Annotated in this window: 11 protein-coding genes; 4 read left to right on the top strand and 7 right to left on the bottom strand. The window is 56.6% G+C overall.

The window, feature by feature from the left end; all coding sequences use genetic code 11:
• Nucleotides 1–138: 138 nt before the first annotated feature.
• The 3 genes from HG15A2_RS19550 to HG15A2_RS19540 all read left to right on the top strand — a co-directional run bounded on the left by HG15A2_RS19550 (nucleotide 139) and on the right by HG15A2_RS19540 (nucleotide 3287).
• Nucleotides 139–1374, top strand: coding sequence for an outer membrane protein assembly factor BamB family protein (locus tag HG15A2_RS19550; RefSeq protein WP_145062491.1), 1236 nt, complete (start codon nucleotides 139–141; stop codon nucleotides 1372–1374).
• A 158-nt stretch (nucleotides 1375–1532) separates the two neighbouring features.
• Entirely contained in the window at nucleotides 1533–2864 is a 1332-nt protein-coding gene (locus tag HG15A2_RS19545) for a phenylacetate--CoA ligase family protein (RefSeq protein ID WP_145062489.1), read from the top strand.
• A 102-nt stretch (nucleotides 2865–2966) separates the two neighbouring features.
• A complete protein-coding gene (locus HG15A2_RS19540; RefSeq protein WP_145062487.1) occupies nucleotides 2967–3287 on the top strand; it encodes a DUF971 domain-containing protein in 321 nt (106 codons plus the stop codon).
• A gap of 85 nt (nucleotides 3288–3372) precedes the next feature.
• Here HG15A2_RS19540 and HG15A2_RS19535 read toward each other — a convergent pair whose 3' ends face one another.
• The 5 genes from HG15A2_RS19535 to HG15A2_RS19515 all read right to left on the bottom strand — a co-directional run bounded on the left by HG15A2_RS19535 (nucleotide 3373) and on the right by HG15A2_RS19515 (nucleotide 14655).
• Nucleotides 3373–5166 (bottom strand): DUF4340 domain-containing protein, encoded by a 1794-nt coding sequence (locus HG15A2_RS19535; protein WP_145062485.1) that lies wholly within the window; start codon nucleotides 5164–5166, stop codon nucleotides 3373–3375.
• 194 nt (nucleotides 5167–5360) lie between these two features.
• On the bottom strand, nucleotides 5361–8108 hold the full coding sequence (locus tag HG15A2_RS19530; RefSeq protein ID WP_145062483.1) for a Gldg family protein: 2748 nt from the start codon (nucleotides 8106–8108) through the stop codon (nucleotides 5361–5363).
• A 59-nt stretch (nucleotides 8109–8167) separates the two neighbouring features.
• A complete protein-coding gene (locus HG15A2_RS19525) occupies nucleotides 8168–8965 on the bottom strand; it encodes an ABC transporter ATP-binding protein (protein ID WP_391483903.1) in 798 nt (265 codons plus the stop codon).
• Between the two features lie 365 nt (nucleotides 8966–9330).
• Nucleotides 9331–10935: an L-aspartate oxidase gene (nadB, locus tag HG15A2_RS19520; protein ID WP_145062481.1), complete on the bottom strand. Its 1605-nt coding sequence runs from the start codon at nucleotides 10933–10935 to the stop codon at nucleotides 9331–9333.
• A 150-nt stretch (nucleotides 10936–11085) separates the two neighbouring features.
• Nucleotides 11086–14655 (bottom strand): phage holin family protein, encoded by a 3570-nt coding sequence (locus tag HG15A2_RS19515; protein ID WP_145062479.1) that lies wholly within the window; start codon nucleotides 14653–14655, stop codon nucleotides 11086–11088.
• A 246-nt stretch (nucleotides 14656–14901) separates the two neighbouring features.
• Here HG15A2_RS19515 and lpxK point away from each other — a divergent pair, with 246 nt between their 5' ends.
• Nucleotides 14902–15972: a tetraacyldisaccharide 4'-kinase gene (gene lpxK, locus HG15A2_RS19510; protein WP_218932110.1), complete on the top strand. Its 1071-nt coding sequence runs from the start codon at nucleotides 14902–14904 to the stop codon at nucleotides 15970–15972.
• Nucleotides 15973–16024: 52 nt separating this feature from the next.
• Here lpxK and HG15A2_RS19505 read toward each other — a convergent pair whose 3' ends face one another.
• Nucleotides 16025–16459 (bottom strand): hypothetical protein, encoded by a 435-nt coding sequence (locus HG15A2_RS19505; protein ID WP_145062478.1) that lies wholly within the window; start codon nucleotides 16457–16459, stop codon nucleotides 16025–16027.
• 170 nt (nucleotides 16460–16629) lie between these two features.
• Entirely contained in the window at nucleotides 16630–17304 is a 675-nt protein-coding gene (cysC, locus tag HG15A2_RS19500; protein ID WP_218932109.1) for an adenylyl-sulfate kinase, read from the bottom strand.
• Nucleotides 17305–17426 lie beyond the last annotated feature (122 nt).

Below are 17426 nucleotides of genomic sequence, written 5' to 3'. Positions count from 1 at the left end.
CGAAGGACACAAAGACCACTGCTAGTGTAGGGTATTGCCGAGGAACGAGGCATACCATGAACAGGGACATGGTGTGCCTAATTCCTCGGTAATACCCTACGTCATAATATTGATGTACTGGATCTCGAAAGCACCTGTATGAAAACCATAGCATCTTGCCTCTTCTTATTGGCACTCTCGTTTTCGAACGCGGACGCCCAGGAATGGTCACGCTTTCGTGGCCCCAATGGCTCAGGAGTTGCAGAGGAAGTAGCGTTTCCTGCCCAGTGGAAGGAGGACGACTACGCTTGGCAAGACGATTTACCAGGCGCGGGGCACGGGTCACCCATTGGCTGGGGCGATTCCATTTATGTAACGTGTGGAGGCCAGCAGGAGGGTGATGTTTCGCTTCTATGCTACGGTGCAAGCGATGGAGTCAAACGCTGGGGGTACGAAGCTCAAGCAGGCTCGTATCCCATGCATGCTGCGAATAGTTTTGCTTCCTGCACGCCGGCTGCTGACGAGCAACACGTCTACTTCTGTCTCGGCGAAGCAGGTCAGTTGCGGGTTATCGCAACAACTCACGCTGGTGAGTTTGTATGGAATCGCAATCTGGGCGAATATGCCGGCGTTCACGGGTTTGGTATATCACCTGTTGTCGTTGGAGATACGGTTTGCATTCAATGCGATACGCCGAGTGGCGGTTTCTTGGCGGGACTCGAAGCAACGACGGGCGAGCTTCGCTGGAAGGTCGAGCGGCCTGCCGGCAAAGCGACGTACTCGACTCCCTGTGTGCTCAAGACTACCAAAGAGGGTAGGGCAGTGCAGGCAGTCGTTTCCAACAGTATGGAAGGCGGCATGCAAGCGATTGACGTCGCGTCCGGTGACTTGCTGTGGGAGATGCCCAAGGTTTTTCCGGCGCGCACGGTAAGTTCGCCACTGCTTGTTGGGACGCGTGTCTACGGCCAGTGCGGTGGTGGGGGAAATGGCAAGGCACTTGTAGCCGTGACGATTCCACCCGATGGAGACAATCCCGGCAAGCCCGAAGTGTTTACTCGCAACATTCCCTACGTGCCGACGCCCGTGGTGGTCGAAAATAGAATGTATTTGTGGCACGATCGCGGCAAGGTGAATTGTTTCGATATCGACACCGGGAAGAGCCTCTGGGTAGAGCGTGTGGGCGGAAACTATTTCGGTTCACCGATTGTGGTGGGCGATAAGATTTATTGTATTTCCACAGAAGGCACAGTTGTGGCTATCAGTGCCGGTGAGAAGTTCGAACTTCTGGGCCGTACGGAACTGGGCGAAGCGACTAACTCCACACCGGCAGTATATCAAGGTAAGATGTATCTTCGCGCCGGCGCGAAACTGTTTTGCTTGCCCTCGGATGGGTAGCCATTGTGTTGAGCCGGACGCGGTACCCAAACAAGCCAGGAGAAATTTAGCCGCCGACCTTGGTTGGCGCTGGTTCTCTAGATAGGCCGAGCGCTGACAAAGTTAGCGGCTAACGAGTCCTTTGCAGATTTTCCAGACCATTTTCTAAGCATTGCTCTATGCGTGGCTCCTTTGAACACCGCCGGCGAAGTGAAGCACTCGATCGCGAGGCGCTCCAGGCGTATCAGCTCACGCGTGTGAATGAACTGCTCGCGACCATCTTACCAACCAATAGCTTCTATGCAGAAAAGCTTGCTGGATTAGCGTTGCCTCTGCGCAGTTTTGAGCAATTGGCCGAACTACCGATGACCGTCAAGGACGAGCTCTCTCGCGCGCCTCATACTGAGGGCGGGGCACTCGCCACGCCGGCGAACCTCACCTGGCCCATCGATCAGTATGTGCGTTTTCACCAAACTTCCGGAACGCACGGTAAGCCGCTGGGCGTGTTCGACACGGAGGAAGATTGGCAGTGGTGGATGGATTGTTGGCAGTACGTGCTTGATGCTGCGGAAGTGACTTCGGCAGATCGAGTGATGCTCGCTTTTTCCTTTGGGCCCTTCATTGGTTTCTGGAGCGCGCGCGATGCGTTGGTCGCCCGCGGAACTTTAGTAGTGCCCGGTGGCGGCATGAACACTCTCGCGCGGCTGGATCTCATGCAGCGCACGGCTACTACCGTTTTGCTTTGCACGCCGACTTATGCACTGCACTTGGTTGAGGTGGCTGAAGAGCACAAAATTAACCTCGGGAAGTTTGCTGTCGAGAGAATCATCGTGGCGGGTGAGCCGGGTGGCTCCGTAGAGAGTGTGCGGTCGCGCATCGAAACCGCTTGGCAGGCGCGCGTCACCGACCACAGTGGCGCGAGCGAAGTTGGCCCCTGGGGCTATGGTGATCCGGCAGGCAAGGGACTCTACGTGTTGGAAAGCGAATTCCTCGCCGAATTCTATTCTGTCGAACACGAAGGATCGGCCGCGGAGGGTGAGTTGGCTCATTTGGTGCTCACCTCACTGGGCCGCTATGGAATGCCGATCCTGCGTTATCGAACAGGCGACCTCGTTCGCCCACGCTGGTCGAGTGAGTCGCTGTCTAGCGAAGAAGTCCCCTCAGCGGAGCTCGGGGCGGGCACGAATCGGTTTGTATTCCTTGATGGGGGCGTCCTCGGGCGAGCCGACGACATGATGGTCATTCGAGGCGTGAACATTTTCCCCAGTTCCGTCGAGCAAATCCTCCGCAGCTTCCCAGAGGTGACCGAGTATCGCCTGACAGTGCGTAAACGGGGGGAAATGGACGAGTTGATCGTTGAAGTCGAAGACCGCCTGCAAAGCCCCCAGCGTATTGCCGAAGAGCTAGGCTTGCGGTTAGGCTTGAAAGTCGAAGTACGATTGGCACCAGCGATGTCTTTGCCAAGATTTGAGGGCAAGGCGCGACGATTCATTGATCAGCGTGGGGCGTAAGCCTTAACAAGCAACGAGCAGTTGCGGCAAACGATCTCGGAACGCTGTAACTGCGTTCCGAGATACGGCCTACTCTGCTAGAGGAAATCCAAGAGCAGCATCATGACCCTACAGCCTACTACTTTAACTTTGCTGGACGATCAGCATCTACAGATCGTATGGAGCGACGATGTCGAGCACGTCTATCCTCTGCGAACTTTGCGTGAGCGTTGCCCTTGTGCGAGTTGCAACGAGAAACGTAAAGCCCCGCCACCGCCGTCGACGCAGTTGAATGTGTTGGCTCCGGAAGAAACTCGCCCGCTGGCAATTGCCCAAATGAATCCAATGGGACGATACGCGTACTCGATTCACTTTAGCGACGGCCATGATACCGGGCTGTTCACGCTGGACTTCCTACGGGCGCTGGGCGAAGAACTCGCGTAGGGTACCGTCGAGTGGAGCGAGGCGTACCATGAACGCCCTGCCACTGAACGAAGGGCCTAGCACTGAATGAAGCTAGATGGCAACCTTACTGCCCGGGCAAACTTGGCAAGCCTTGCAGCGGGTTGGCAGGTGCGCCGCCTGTATTCTCTTCTTCATCGCCTTTTTCGACGATCACTTGATCGCGGCTCAGGTGAATCTTCTGGTAGACGCTGTTGTCGATTACGTAGTACCAGTCGCCAAAACGTTCGTTCAGTTCGGCAACGCGCTGCTCTGCTTGCTTTACTTTTTCATTGAATTCACCTTGCTTGCGCTGGTTGTCGCGTTTGATGCGTTCCCGCTCAGCCTTGATTTCTTCAATGGACAGTTCTGCGAGTACCTCTTCGCCATTGGCCGCGGGCTCACTCATTTCTGTGTCAGTCTCAGCCGCCGCTTTGGTTTCAGCTTCGGGGGGAGCGTCGGGCGATACCTCTTCGGGGTCGGCTTCTTCGGAGTCGACTTCTGCATCGGAGTCAGCTGTTTCGGTGACATTTTCAGCGGAGTTGTCGCCAGTCATTTCTTCCGCTTGCTCCTCTTCTTCTTCTTCCTCTTCAGCATCAGTCTCCGTTGACTCTTCTTCTGTCGCAGGCGCCTGCTCTGGTTCCTCAGCACCGGCGGGTAATTCGGGAAGTGTTTCCAGCTCAGGCTGCTCGATGGCATCCTCATTCACGCGGGCGGTAATAAATAGGTAACGATTCACGCCTTCGCCATCTTCGCTATTGGCTCCTGCTTCGTCTCCCATTTGCAGTCCGCCGAAGCGGAGGAGGTATTCCACTCCGTCGTTCATGGTGACGATCACTTCACCTTCGCTAGAGAGGATCTCGATGGGACCGTTCTCCTCCAAACGAGTCGGAGCGAAGCCACGTTCTTTCAAGTTCTCGATGGCGTCTTGGCTCTCCAGGAGTAGCTCACCAGCGGTCAGCGACACGCCTAGTCCTTCTGGCTTGTGTTCGACATCGACAATTTTCAGGTCGTCGATTGCAGTGGCCAGTTCCTTGAGTGCTTCCTGGTTGAGTTGTTTGTCGTCGGTGAGCTCGACCTTGTTGAAAGTACCTTTCTCTTTATTGAATTCGCGGATCTCTTCAATGGCCCACTTCGCATCTTCGCGGTCGTAAGTGAACATCATTTGTTCGCGGCGATCGCCACCAGTGATGTCGCGGCTCAATCCGCCCTGGGTCATCACGAGGCCCAGTTCGATCGAGTAGTCGTTCATGTTGATGCGATCGATGTCGAACGCGTTGAGCTTGAGTAAGTCCGCTTCGATCCAGTCGGAGAAGTCGGTCGAGAGGCTCTCTGCATCGAGTTCCACAACGTACACAATATCTTGATTGGCACGACGTACGTAGCGCAACTCGGGTGTGCCTTTCACTTCGTCACCCACGATAAGGTCAATCAGGTTTTCATCATCCTTGCCGGTCATGCTGACGCGTATGCCGATACCTTCGCTGTTCGCGTCAAGTCCAGAGGAACTAGGGTCGACCACGCCGTACTTCGCGTGGTCTTCGGCTGTACTCGCCGCAATGCGAAGCACTTCCAAGCCGACGAGCCCCGTAGCGGCATCGGCCATTTGATCGGCGGCGTCGGCTGGGTAGCCTTCTTTGGAGGGAATGGTCCACAGGCCGTCTGCTTCGGCTACTTCGAATTCGCGGGCCTCAGCCGTTGCGGAATCGTATCGCACAAGCCGCATGCGATTGGGTTCTTCGACATCAAAGTCCGCGGTGAGTTCATCGCCGACAAGTTCCTCTGGGTCGAAGTCCTCCCCCACACGCGAGCCCCATACGCCGGCCCCAATGGCAACTACCCCAATGGCAAGAAATAGTAGCGTTTTCGCAGATTCACTCATGGTAGCAATCGTTTATGTCTATTGAAAAATGAAAGTAGTAACTGATTACCACGAAGGGCACAAAGATTACGAAGTAATTTCAGGAGAACACTCGCAGAGAAGCTATTCTCAACAAGAACTGAGCAAACCAAGCTCAACTCTTTCTCTTAGTGTCCTTTGTGCCCTTCGTGGTTCAAATTCTAAGTGGAGTAGCGTTATCGTAGTCGTTCCTTCACCACGCCGATGCGTTCCTGCTCGCGGCGGTGGAAGAACACCGCGGTCGCCAGGAGCAACGGCGGGATGAGCGGAATAAACAGGCCGAACAGTTTGTACTTGAGCTGCACGGATTCGACAGCCTCGTCCATGTCGTTCTTGGTCTTCTTTTGATTGCGGCTTCGCTCCGTGTCGATGGCGGCTTTCTCGGCTTCAAACTTCGACTCGGCACGACGAGATACTAGACTGAGTTGCTGCATTTTCTCCATCGAGCTCAGGCCCTTAGCGTCTTGGATTGCCTCGATCTTCTCGCGAAATTCCTTCTCAGCAGCAGCCAGCTTTTCGTCGAGCGCTTCATCGAATTTCTTTTGATCCTTCTCGGCGAGCACGAGATATTCCATGCGGGCGTTGTCGATGTCGTCCAATCGCTTGAGCGGCAAGGTGCGCTTCCGCATCGCGATGAAGCGATCGTCCCCGGCCAGCGAATCGAGAATGTTGAGCATCAGCGTCACATTTTGCGTAGCGGGGAGAAAGTTCTCCATGCCTTGGGCGCGAATGTCAAAAAAGCTTGGAATCGTCCAGTCGATGTCGGCAACGATCACAACGTTAAGTTCTTTCTCTTCGGTCTTCTTCTCCGACTCAACTCGATCAGCCGGGTCGGTCTCGTCTGTGAGTTCCTCTTCGAGCACTGCCTGCTTCTCCGCCGGCTTGCCCGTGACTTGAGCGGCTACGATGTAGGACTTGGCACTAGGTGGCCCCGTTTTTTCACCACGACTTACCCGGTTGCTTGCTCGCTGCCTGCTGCGTGTCGCAACGGTACCGGAATTGTCGTGCCCGGTGGTGGCGAGAGCCGAAAATTTGAGATCGGCCCCATCCCCTTGGTCTTCATCCTCACGAATCGAGCCCGGATAGAGCAACAAGATTTGGTTGAGTCCGGAGGAGATGTCCTGCTCGTCATTGAACGACTCGGCGGCACCGTTGCCGCGGTCAATGAACACCCATTCAGGGGTTTGGTAGCCCCATACACTGTACTCAGGTCGATAGTTCTGCCACACGATATTCGCCGGGTCAAAACGCACCTGTAACAAATTCCAAAGTTGGTTGATGTCTCCCTTGGGAATCGGTTGCCCACCGCCACCAAACATCCCTCCCATGGGCGAGGCAGACATGCGGGGATCGCCTGTGCCGGGGACTGATTGCTCTGCAAAAAAGAAGGGGAACGGGTCTTCAAAAATTGCTGTGGGGATGCCCTCGCGAACCGCGTCCACAAAGTTATCCATCTCCTGGGGACCCATCATCGAAGGTTGGATCGCTAGTAATGCGTCGTACTTGTCTTCGATCGGCTTGGTGGGGTCGACGGGCTTCAATTCGTACTGTTTGTCCAATTCGTCGATCAATGCGTAGCGTTGGCCCGCAGGTTGATCGAGTTCCGTGAATGCGAGTCCCGTGCTGACCACGCCGAGAACTTTTCGCTGTGGTTGAGCAACCGTCAGGATCGATCGCACGAGTTCGTACTCGACGGGAATCCCCGTGTTGACAAACGGCACGACTACTTTGTCCAGCCCGGAAGTAAACGCGAGACCGAGGAAAAAGTCGGTTGTCTCGCCACCTTCAGGCGGCATGTATTCTTGAGGGGTAATGCCGAAGTTTTTCTCGGCCTTCTCTGCCTCAGGGCCGAAGTTAGGAATCGCGTGCTCGACGACGCGAATCTTTCCGCCGCCCAGTGCGCGAAGTTCTTCGAGAGTCGTGAGCAAGGTGCGCTTGGTAGTGGCATATTCATCGGGCACCTCATTGCTTATATAGGCGTCGATCTTAATGTTGCGCACGTCGTCGTTGGTGCGCAGTTCGGTAATAAGCCGTCGCGTATCCGGCGAGAGCGAGTTGAGGTTTTCGCTAGTCGCGTCGATACGGGCGAAGTTGTGGTCCTGCACGAACATCGTGATGCCAATCGCTGCCGCGGCCAGCGCCAAGGTGCGGACGAAAAAGTGCCCCGCCATGCCGGCGCTCTCTTCACTCGCCCGCCAGTGCCGGCGGCCAATGAGTACCATGCTCAGGTAGATCATCACCACGGCAATGCTTAGGAAGTAAACCACGCCACCAATGCTCAGCACGCCTCGCTCGAAATCTTTGAACTGCTCGATGGCACTCCAATTCCTCAGGCCTTGGGCCAAGCTGGGAAAGTCCTTAAACACCCAATCTGCAACGCCAAAAATTGCGAGCGGCAGATTGAAAAGCGTTCCCAAAATAAATCCGACCGTCAGGTTGTCCGTTAGAAACGAAGCAACCATGCCGACGGCAATCATGGCGATGCCAATGAACCAGTAACCAATGAATGTGCTCACATAGAGCCCCCCGTCAGGGTTGCCGAGGCCGTACTTGAAGACAATCAGGATCGAGGCGGCTGAAAACACTAGCGAGACGGTAAAAATTGCCACACCGGCCAAGTATTTGCCGAGGACGATATCGATGTCGTGGGCGGGTACGGTGAGCAAAAGCTCGTCGGTACCTTGTCGGCGTTCTTCCGCCCAAATGCTCATCGTAATCGCAGGAATAAATACCAGCATGATGAACGGCAGCCAATGACTCAGTTGGTCAAGGTTAGCCAGATTTCGTGTGAAGAACTCGGGTGACCAAAACGTCGCCAACCCGCTCAGTACGGCAAATACGCAGATAAATACGTAGCCAGTAGGGCTGGAAAAGTAACTAACGAAGTCACGCTTAAAAACGGCTTTAAGAACGGTCCAGTTCATCGCAAATTTTCAGTTTCAGATGTTGTCAGGTAGGGTGTCGTTTGTTTCAAAAAATCTTGCTATAGAATCGCTTCCGCCCCGGTAAGCTCGTGGAAGCGGTGGTCGAGATCGGGCTGTTGTCGGGTGAGTTCTGCCGGCGTTCCATCGAAAACCATGCGGCCTTCGTTGATGAACACCACGCGATTGCACATCGCCTGTACCTCTTGCAGAATATGTGTCGACAACAGGATCGTTTTCTTCTCGCCCAACTCTCGGATCATCTTCCGCACTTCACGAATTTGGTTGGGATCGAGCCCGGCAGTCGGTTCGTCGAGAATCAACACGTCCGGATCGTGTAGCAGTGCCTGCGCCATGCCAACTCGTTGACGGAAACCCTTAGAGAGCTTGCCAATCGGTTTGCGGATAACGCTGGCCAGATTGCAGGTGCCGATGACCGACTCCATGCGTTCTTCTAGGCGACGCCCGGAGATTCCCCGTGCGTTGCCAAAAAACGTAAGCAGGCTGTGGGCGGACATGTCGGGATAAAGTGGGCCATTTTCTGGCAGGTAGCCCAGGTGCTTCGCCCCGGCAATTCGATCGCTGGCCATGTTGTGACCGGCGATCGACGCATAGCCCGTTGAAGGCGCCAGATAGCCAGTCAGCAACTTCATCGTGGTACTTTTGCCAGCACCGTTGGGCCCCAGAAACGCGGCGACTTCGCCCTGCTTGATGGAGAAGGAGACGTTCCGAGTAGCCGCGAAATTGCCGTAGAACTTGGAAAGATCGTGGGCCTCAATCATCGCCTGCGAGCCGGATTGGTCCGCTGGCGAACCGTCTTGGGAAGCTTGGGAATTGGCTGAATCAGAAAGGGTGGTCATCTCGCTATTCTCGGGGGATCGCATTTCGAGAGTGGCAGGCAACTTCTCTTTCCAGCCTTCGATCAGAACGTCGCGAGAGAGCGCTGCCTGTCACAGTCAGCGCCAACTGCAGTCAGGGAGAGCGTAACTCTTGATCTGTCAGAAGGTTGCGTTCGAGACGCGTGCCGCCGTTGGTTGCCTGCTAAAGGGTGTAAAAGTTAGCCTAGCAGCCTAACCTGACCCTATTAGGCTGTCTATACCCGCAAGTTACGCGGTTCAGAGGGCGGGAGTTCGCCAGAATCGAGAAAATATTTCGTCGCCGGGATCGACCTGCGATCCGTACTAGCGCGAAGCAAGCTCAGCAGAGAAATCCAAGATATTGGGACTCAGACGCGCACATCAGTCGTGTGACGACGCCAGGTCTCGTCGTCACGTTCGGGAAAGTCGCTGCGGTAATGAACGCCGCGGGATTCCGTGCGTCGCAGGGCCGCCTCGATCATGATGCCCGCCACGGTAAGCATGTTTTGCAGTTCCCAGCCGCGCGGATCGGGCAGTTGTTGGCGCAATACATAGCGTTGCCAGCCGGCGATGGTCTCGGCCGCTTTGGCAAGATCCTTGCCGTCCCTCCGTACACCCACGGAGCGCCACATGAGGCTTTTGAGTGAATTGCGGACGTCCTCGAAGTCCAATGCCTGTGAGAATTTGTCGACCGTGGGGTTCTCTAGCGGAATGGCTTGGAAGGTATCAGGCTGGCCAATTGCTGCCTCTGACGCATGAGCACCTGCACGCGCGCCATAGACCAAACCTTCGAGCAAGCTGTTCGAGGCCAGCCGGTTCGCTCCATGCAGCCCACTGCTAGTCACCTCGCCGGCGGCCCATAAGCCGGGCAAGCTGCTGGCGCCGTTGTCGTCGACCTCCACACCACCGATCATGTAATGCGCACCGGGCCGTACGGGGATGCGATCGGTCGTGATGTCGATACCAAATTCCATGCACTTCGCGGCAATGCCAGGGAAGCGTTTGAGCACTTGCTTCGCATCGAGATGGCTCAGATCAAGATAGACGCACGGCTGGCGTGTCTTCTCCATGTGATTCACGATGGCTTGGCTGACGATGTCGCGCGGTGCGAGCTCGGCCCGCTCATCGATAGCGGGCATGAATCGCTCGCCATTGTGATCAACAAGGTAAGCCCCTTCGCCGCGGATGGCCTCGGTGATTAAGCTGCGACTACTACCCGCGATGTAAAGCACGGTAGGGTGGAACTGCATGAACTCCATGTCGCGAAGTATCGCACCCGCGCGGAAAGCAGCTGCATGGCCGTCACCGGTGGCAACTGTGGGATTGGTCGTTTCGCGATACACTTGGCCTACGCCGCCAGTGCAAAGAATGGTCTGCTTCGCCCAGACGAAGGTTTTGCCGTGATGCGGGTTCCAAACCAGCGCGCCCACACAGCGTTTCTCATGCGTCAGCAGATCAATCGTGAATGTATTCTGCCAGATTTGGGCCCCCAGCTCTTCCCGCGCGCGACGAATCATGGCACGCATGATCTCCTTGCCCGTGGCATCTCCCAGGGCGTGGGCAATGCGGCGCACGCCGTGGCCCCCTTCGCGGCCAAGTACCAGCTCGCCGTCGTCTTCGGTATCGAAGGAGGTGCCCCACTCGATGAGCTGGCGAATGTGTCCCGGCGCCTCCCGCACAACCATTTCCACGATATCGCGATTGCAAAGGTTCGCTCCCGCGACCAGCGTATCCTCAATGTGATCTTCAAATCTATCTTCCGGGGCTAGCACTCCGGCGATGCCGCCTTGCGCGTAGCTGGAGTTCGATTCGCGAAGTTGATCTTTCGTGACCACTAGCGCCGACAAGGAAGGATCAATCGCCATTGTCGCCCGCATTCCAGCGATGCCGCCCCCTACGACGAGCACATCGACAAAATGATGAGGAATGTGTTTCGGATGAAACGGGACAAGATACTGGGGGAGAATGGTCATAAAGTAGGGTCCGCTGAGCGGACCAGCTTTGCTCTGGTAAGATGCAAGGGTCCTGCCGAGTGGAACGAGGCATACGGATGTCTCTTCGTGGTATACCTCGCTCCACTCGGCATTACCCTACCATCTCAATCTTGGTCCGCACAGCGGACCCTACTTCTCGCTCGCAGCGCCCTTCACATAGGCACGTACGCGATCACGGTACTTGAGCGGCGCTTGATTACGATAGGCTTCGTTTAAGTCGCGGAGTTTGTCTTTATCGACGCTCGACTTGAAACGACGCGGCCCGTTGCCCTTCAGCCCAAGGCTGCGTAGGGCTTGGTTCAACTGGGTTTCCGCCTCGCCTGCGTCTTCGCCGTTGCCCTCGGCGCGGTCTTTCAAGTTCTTCCAGCGATCTACAAACTTGCGTAGTTCCTGCTGGTCCCAACCGAGTTTGTCGAGCAAGTCCTTATCGACATCTTTCTTGGCGAGCTGGTCTTCAAGCTTTTCGAGAACCAAATCGGTCTGCTTATTAGCGTAATCGAGATTCGCTTTGTCGCCCGCTTCAATCTCGCCATCAGGAGGTGTGTCACCGTGGTCAGAACCTTCGCCTGCTGAAGCTCCGCTGGGTTGACCATTGGGTTGCCCGGTTTGGCCAGAGTCGCCCTTGCTGGGCTCCGTGCTTTCGCCCTGCTCCTGTTGAGAATCCTTGTCGCCCGGCTGCTGGCTTGGATCTGCTTTGCCAGACTCGCCTTGGCTCGCCTGAGGGTCCTGTACTTCACCGGCCTCGGGTTGTTCGCCCTCGCCGGCTTCGCCGCCAGGCTGGTCGCCTTGGCCATCTTCTTGTTCGCTGCCGTCGCCGGACTGATCCTCTGAAGACTCGCCGGTCTCACCATCGGCCGGTGCGCCGTCGCCCGGCTTCTGGCCGGTTTCACCTTCGCCCGGTTCGTTGGCAGCGTTTGCGCCTTCTTCGGCTGCCGTGTTTTGGCCGGCACCTCCTTTGCCTTCATCGTCGGCCTGTTGTCCGGCACCTTCTTGACCCTCGCCGCTGCGGTCGCCGCTCTGACCACCTTCAGTGTCTGATTCCTTCTTATCTTTCGACTCGGCCGGTTCTTCGCTGTCGGCTTCGTGGCCTTGGGACTCGCCGTCCTTTTCTTCAGGTTTCTTGGGATTCGCCTGAGGTGTGCCTTGTTCTTCGCCTGGATTTTCGCCGCCGCCGGATTCACCCTGGTTGCGATTGGGATTGCTATCCGGCCCTTCAGAACCTTCGCCTTGCTGCTGCTCGCCTTCTCCTTCTGGCTTAGGCTGCGCCGCATCGGGCTGGTTGCCCCCTTCGCCGGGCGCTTCCTGCGCTTCGCCTGTTTGGTTCCCCTGCGGTTGCGCCGGTTGGTTCTCGCCACCCTCTTCTGGTTGAGCCCCTTCGCCAGCTTCGCCCTCTTCCTGTGGCTGGTTATTCTGCGAATCGCCCGTTTGTGACTGCTCGCCAGGGGTCTGCTGCGCCTTGGGGTCATCGTTCTGCTCAGCACTATTTCCATTCTCCTGCTGAGGACTCGCTTCGCCGTTTTGTTCTTCGAGGTGCTCAGCAATTCGATCAAAGGCTTCGCCATCGTCAGAACCGTCCGAAGCAACGGGGTCCTGTTGCTCGCCGCCTTGTTGGCCTTTGCCATCGGGCTGGCCACCTTGCGGTTGATTCTGTTGGTCGCCGGGCTGCTGGTCTTGCTGGCCGTTATCGCCGGCGTCGTTGGGCTGGTTCTGCTGTTGTGGGTCTTGAGAGTCCCCTTGCTGATTCTGTTGTCCGCCTCCTTGGCCGTTTTCTTGATTCGTGCCCTGGTCGTTCATGGCGTTTTGCTGATCGGGATTCTGCCCACCACCTTCACCGCCTTGTCCCCCTTCACCGGCTTGGGCGTCCTGATTGTCTCCCTCGCCACCTTCGCCCGGTTGCCCTTCGCCTTCGGCGTTGGGGTCGTTTTCCCCCGCCTCACCACCTTCGCCACCACCACCTTGTTGCCCGGCTTCACCCGCTTCGCCACCTCCCTCGCCTTGCTCACCCTGGCCGCCTTCTTGGTTCACGTTGGGTTGCTGCTCTTGGTCGGGAATATTCGGACGTTCCGCCGGGCCGACAATTTTCATGCGACGATGCGCGCTGACGCCCAGGTTGGCTTCCGGTCGGCGATTGTCGTGCGCGGTGGCCCAGTACTCTAGTACGTCACCCGGCTGCAAGCCTGCTTCTTCTGGGGTAAAGGGCAAACCGCCGTTGAACTTGCCGGGGAAGTCCTCCTCCAGCAATCGACCGAGTGCGATTTCTCGTTCGCCTTCCAATCCGACCAACTCGACCTGCTGCACGGCAAAGTCCGGATCCCGAGCTTCCACTTCAATGCGCACCGTCTCGTCGGAGCGAACTTCGATTTCAGGTTCCTCGGGTGAAAGGATACGTATTTCAGGGGCATAGTCGGGTGTGACTTCGATTGTGTACTTTGCCGGGTCTACATTCTGCCGATCACTCGTAGTGACCATGCGTAGTGCGTAGCTCTTATGCTGCGGTGTGCGGCGATCCTGCTGTAGCTTGAGCGTAAATGTGGCAGTCGCCCGATCGCCGTCTACCTTCATCGAAAGATCGCGGCGACCATCGGCGGCAAAATCGATGTGCGCGGACTTGAGTGGGAGGTTTGACACCGCAGAAAGAGTGACGCGTGTGCCCTCGACCGCGCGCACGTCGCCCGTGTCGGTTGACGTTTGCGTGGGGTAGCCCGTGTAGGATGGGTACTCGTATCGTACGCCAGTGACAACAATGGTAGGCCGCGAATAGACCGTGATGCGATGTTCGAGGCTGCGAGCGTCGCCGGCAGTGATCCAGTACTTGAGGTCCTGACCGATGCCGTTGGCGGTAACGCGTCCGGAAACACCGCCGCGTTTGGGTGGCAGTGTGACCGCGTAGTAATCGGTTTCTCCCTGCCGGTTCATCAGCAATCGCGAATCCACAATTTGCTGGTCGAGTGATGAGTAATGCAGTTCAACCGGTTCGTTGTCGGCCATGCCAAGAATCGCGGCCGAGATGTCGAGCCGTTCGCCACGGGCGACGCTTGCGTCGCCGGGGCTGATGTCGTTGATCTTTACACGACTTGGCGCCGCAATGTCTGCCCAAGGGGCGAGCACGCGACCCATCGTGGCGGTTGGGTCTTTTGGCGAGAACACGCGATACAGAGCGCACAGCGCGACGACGGCGACTAGTGCGTACCCAAGTTTGATGACCGCCGAGCGATCGATCACGCTCGCCATGGGCGATTCGCTAAGGCGATCTGCTGTTTGCTTTTGGATCGCCTGGTACACTTGCGCGGCCATCGGTTGTTTGCGGCCACGAAACAACAACAGATTCAGCAGGTTGTTTTTGAGCGAGGGGCTGTTTGTTTCAATGGTCTGTGCGGCATAAATTGGATTGATCGGTCGCAACAGCGGCAAAAACGAACGCCAAACGTGCCAAGCGATGCCCGCCAAAAAACCGCCAAATAGCAGCGAACGCCCAATCGTCCCCAGCCCGCCCGGCACGATCCAGTGGTCGATGATCGCTGCGGTGAGCAGAAACAGCAGCACGCCGATCACCAAAGTGATAAGGCCCGCAGTCAGGTCCACGATTTTCAGCCCGCGACGGGTTTTCTGGACCTGCTTATCAATAAACTCCTGATGCTGAGCCGGAAGGCTCACGCGGGACTGCTCATCTGCACTCGGTGGTGAAGCAACGGTAGGCATATTTTGAAAAGCAAAATGCGAAAGTGGAAAGGGAATCTACAATACTACCGAGGCAGGCAAGCGGAAGCCGTCGGATAGCAGGCAGCTTGTTTCGAGCTCCATGCTATTATACGCGTGTTGGACGCTCGTCAGCCCCTCGGAGTTCCCTTTTCCTACAGACAGGACTGTTCCGACAGGGCTATTTCCCCGACAATTCGCATTTTGCACACCCTCCCGCTCTCTAAATCTTCTCATTGCGAGCCCAACTTGATCTCCCCGAGTGATTTTCGCGATCTTGTGAGTGGCCGTCGGCGCGGGCTGGTGGCGGCGCTTCTGCGAGTCGGATTGCGCGTTGGAGAGTTCGGCTATAGTGCGGCAACACGCTGGCGGAATCATCGATTCGATACGGGAAAGAAAGAAATACACCGTGCCGAAGTCCCGGTGATATGCGTAGGGAATCTCACCGTAGGCGGCACTGGGAAGACGCCGCTGGTGGAGTGGACGGCGCGACAGTTGCGAAAGCGCGATGTGCGTGTAGCGATTCTCAGTCGCGGCTACGGGGCAGAGCAGGGCAGTAAGAATGACGAAGCCCTCGAACTCGAACTGGCGTTGCCCGATGTACCGCACTTACAAAATCCTGATCGTGTTGCTTCGGCTGCTATAGCGGTTGAAGAACTGACCAGTCAATTGTTGCTGCTCGACGATGGGTTCCAACACCGGCGCCTAGCGCGCGATCTGGACATTGTATTGCTCGACGCTAGCGAACCGTTTGGTTACGACCATCAACTTCCCCGCGGCACGCTGCGTGAATCAGTGAATGGCTTGCAGCGGGCGCAAGTGGTAGTGCTCAGCCGGGCCGACATGTTGGACGAGCATCAAAGAGCTGCGATACGCGAGCGCGCCGCTAATCTTTCGCCCGATTCCTTATGGTGCGAAGTCGTTCACCAACCGGCCGCTTTGCTCAGCGCTACCCAAGGGGTTGAGCCCGTGGGCGATTTGAGCCAGCGCCGCGTTGTTGCGTTTTGCGGCATTGGCAACCCGGCCGGCTTTCGCCACACGCTTGCAGAATTGGGTTGCGAGCCAGTCGGTTGGCACGAGCTGCCCGATCATCACGACTACACACGCGAGGATGTCGAGCATCTTGAGAGGCTAACAAGTGAGCACTCTGCGGACTTGTTGCTATGCACTCGCAAAGACTTGGTGAAGTTGCGTGTAGATGAAATTGGGCAAACGCCGTTGCGAGCGCTGGGCGTCGAGCTCAAGTTTCTCGCCGGAGAAAACGAATTGGTGGACTTGCTCGCAAGGATCGCAAAGAACATCAAACGCGAAGAGGCATAGAGCGAGCGTAAGAATCGCTTGCGGTTTCGCCGCGCCAACCTTCCTGTCAGACCTACCGTGGCCGCCGTACGACAATGTCGTTCACCACTTGGCTATGCCCTGCCAGTAGCATCGCCTCGTGTTGGGCGACTTGCTTCGCATGATAGCTCATGCACCACCCTTCGAGGACGTAGTGGTTTTTCTCGTCGAAGCGGATCATGAAGTCATGAATGGAACCCGGGATGCGGGAGGCAATTTTCATGGCGATTTCCTCAGCCATGCTTTTGCGGAGCGCAGACTCTTTTGTGGCGACTCGCATTAGAGTTTTCAGCCGTACTGCGGGGGCATAAAGATGCCTAATCGGGTACGTTTCAGATCCCCTGTCCAGCAGGTAAGCTGCGCGGGTCTCGTCGTCGAGCGACTCCGATTTTTGCAGGGCACCGCTGGGAAACTCTGAAGCTTCCAAATCGGCTTGTTTGCCTTCCTTGCGTAACAAACTGCTGGCCATGGTGGACCTCCTTGAATCCCTCCCCAGGGACACCTCGCGGCAGTTTGGCGAGATGAAACTTAGCCTTGCCGCCGATAAGTTAAGTTATTCTCATTTGCTCAACTGCGTCAACTGGAACTTGTTCAAACCCCGATTTCACCAGACGCAAAAACTCCCGCTTGCACTGCTAGCTATGCCGTGATCTTACCGAGTGCTACAAGGTGCTCCACTACCTGTTTGGCTAACTCTTCTGGGGTACCAGTTCCACCATCGAGGGTAATTTCTGCTTCGTTGGGCGCTTCGTAAGGAGCGTCAATGCCGGTGAAATTCTTGATCTCACCAGCCCGCGCCTTCTTGTAAAGTCCCTTCGGATCGCGAGATTCGCAAACCTCCAGCGGCGTATCAACAAACACCTCGACAAAGTCATTGCCGGCCGCAGTCGCTGCGTTCACTGTCGCGCGTACGGAATCGCGATCCTTGCGATAGGGACTCACAAACGCAGTAAGAGTAACTAGCCCCGCGTCTGCCATGAGCCGGGCGACGGCACCCACGCGGCGAATGTTCTCTTCGCGGTCCTGCTGGCCGAACCCCAGGCCGAATCGCTGGCCGAAGGCTTCGTCAAACTGCTCAGTCAGCATCGCCGGAGTGGCGTTCAGCCCGTGACGCACGTTGTCGCCATCGAGAACGTAGGTGCGAACGCCTCGCTCGAACAGTAGCCGATCGACTGCGTTGGCCACCGTGCTCTTCCCGCTACCGGAGAGCCCGGTGAACCACACCACGCAGCCCCGATGTGCGTTGAGCTTCTCGCGCTGCTCACGCGAAACGGACGACTCGTGCCAGACAACAATAGGATCTTCTTTACTCATAGTGGGCTGTATGCAGTGGGCAGTAGTTAATCTCGTCCTCATGCTCTAGCGTCGTTGAAGCTTGTAGCATGGTTGGATAGGTGAGGGACAGTTTACTCGATTCAAGCTTGAGCGTCTTTGCC

This window comes from Adhaeretor mobilis, assembly GCF_007741515.1.
GTDB classification, from domain to species: domain Bacteria; phylum Planctomycetota; class Planctomycetia; order Pirellulales; family Lacipirellulaceae; genus Adhaeretor; species Adhaeretor mobilis.
This window is presented reverse-complemented; position numbering and strand designations above follow the sequence as displayed.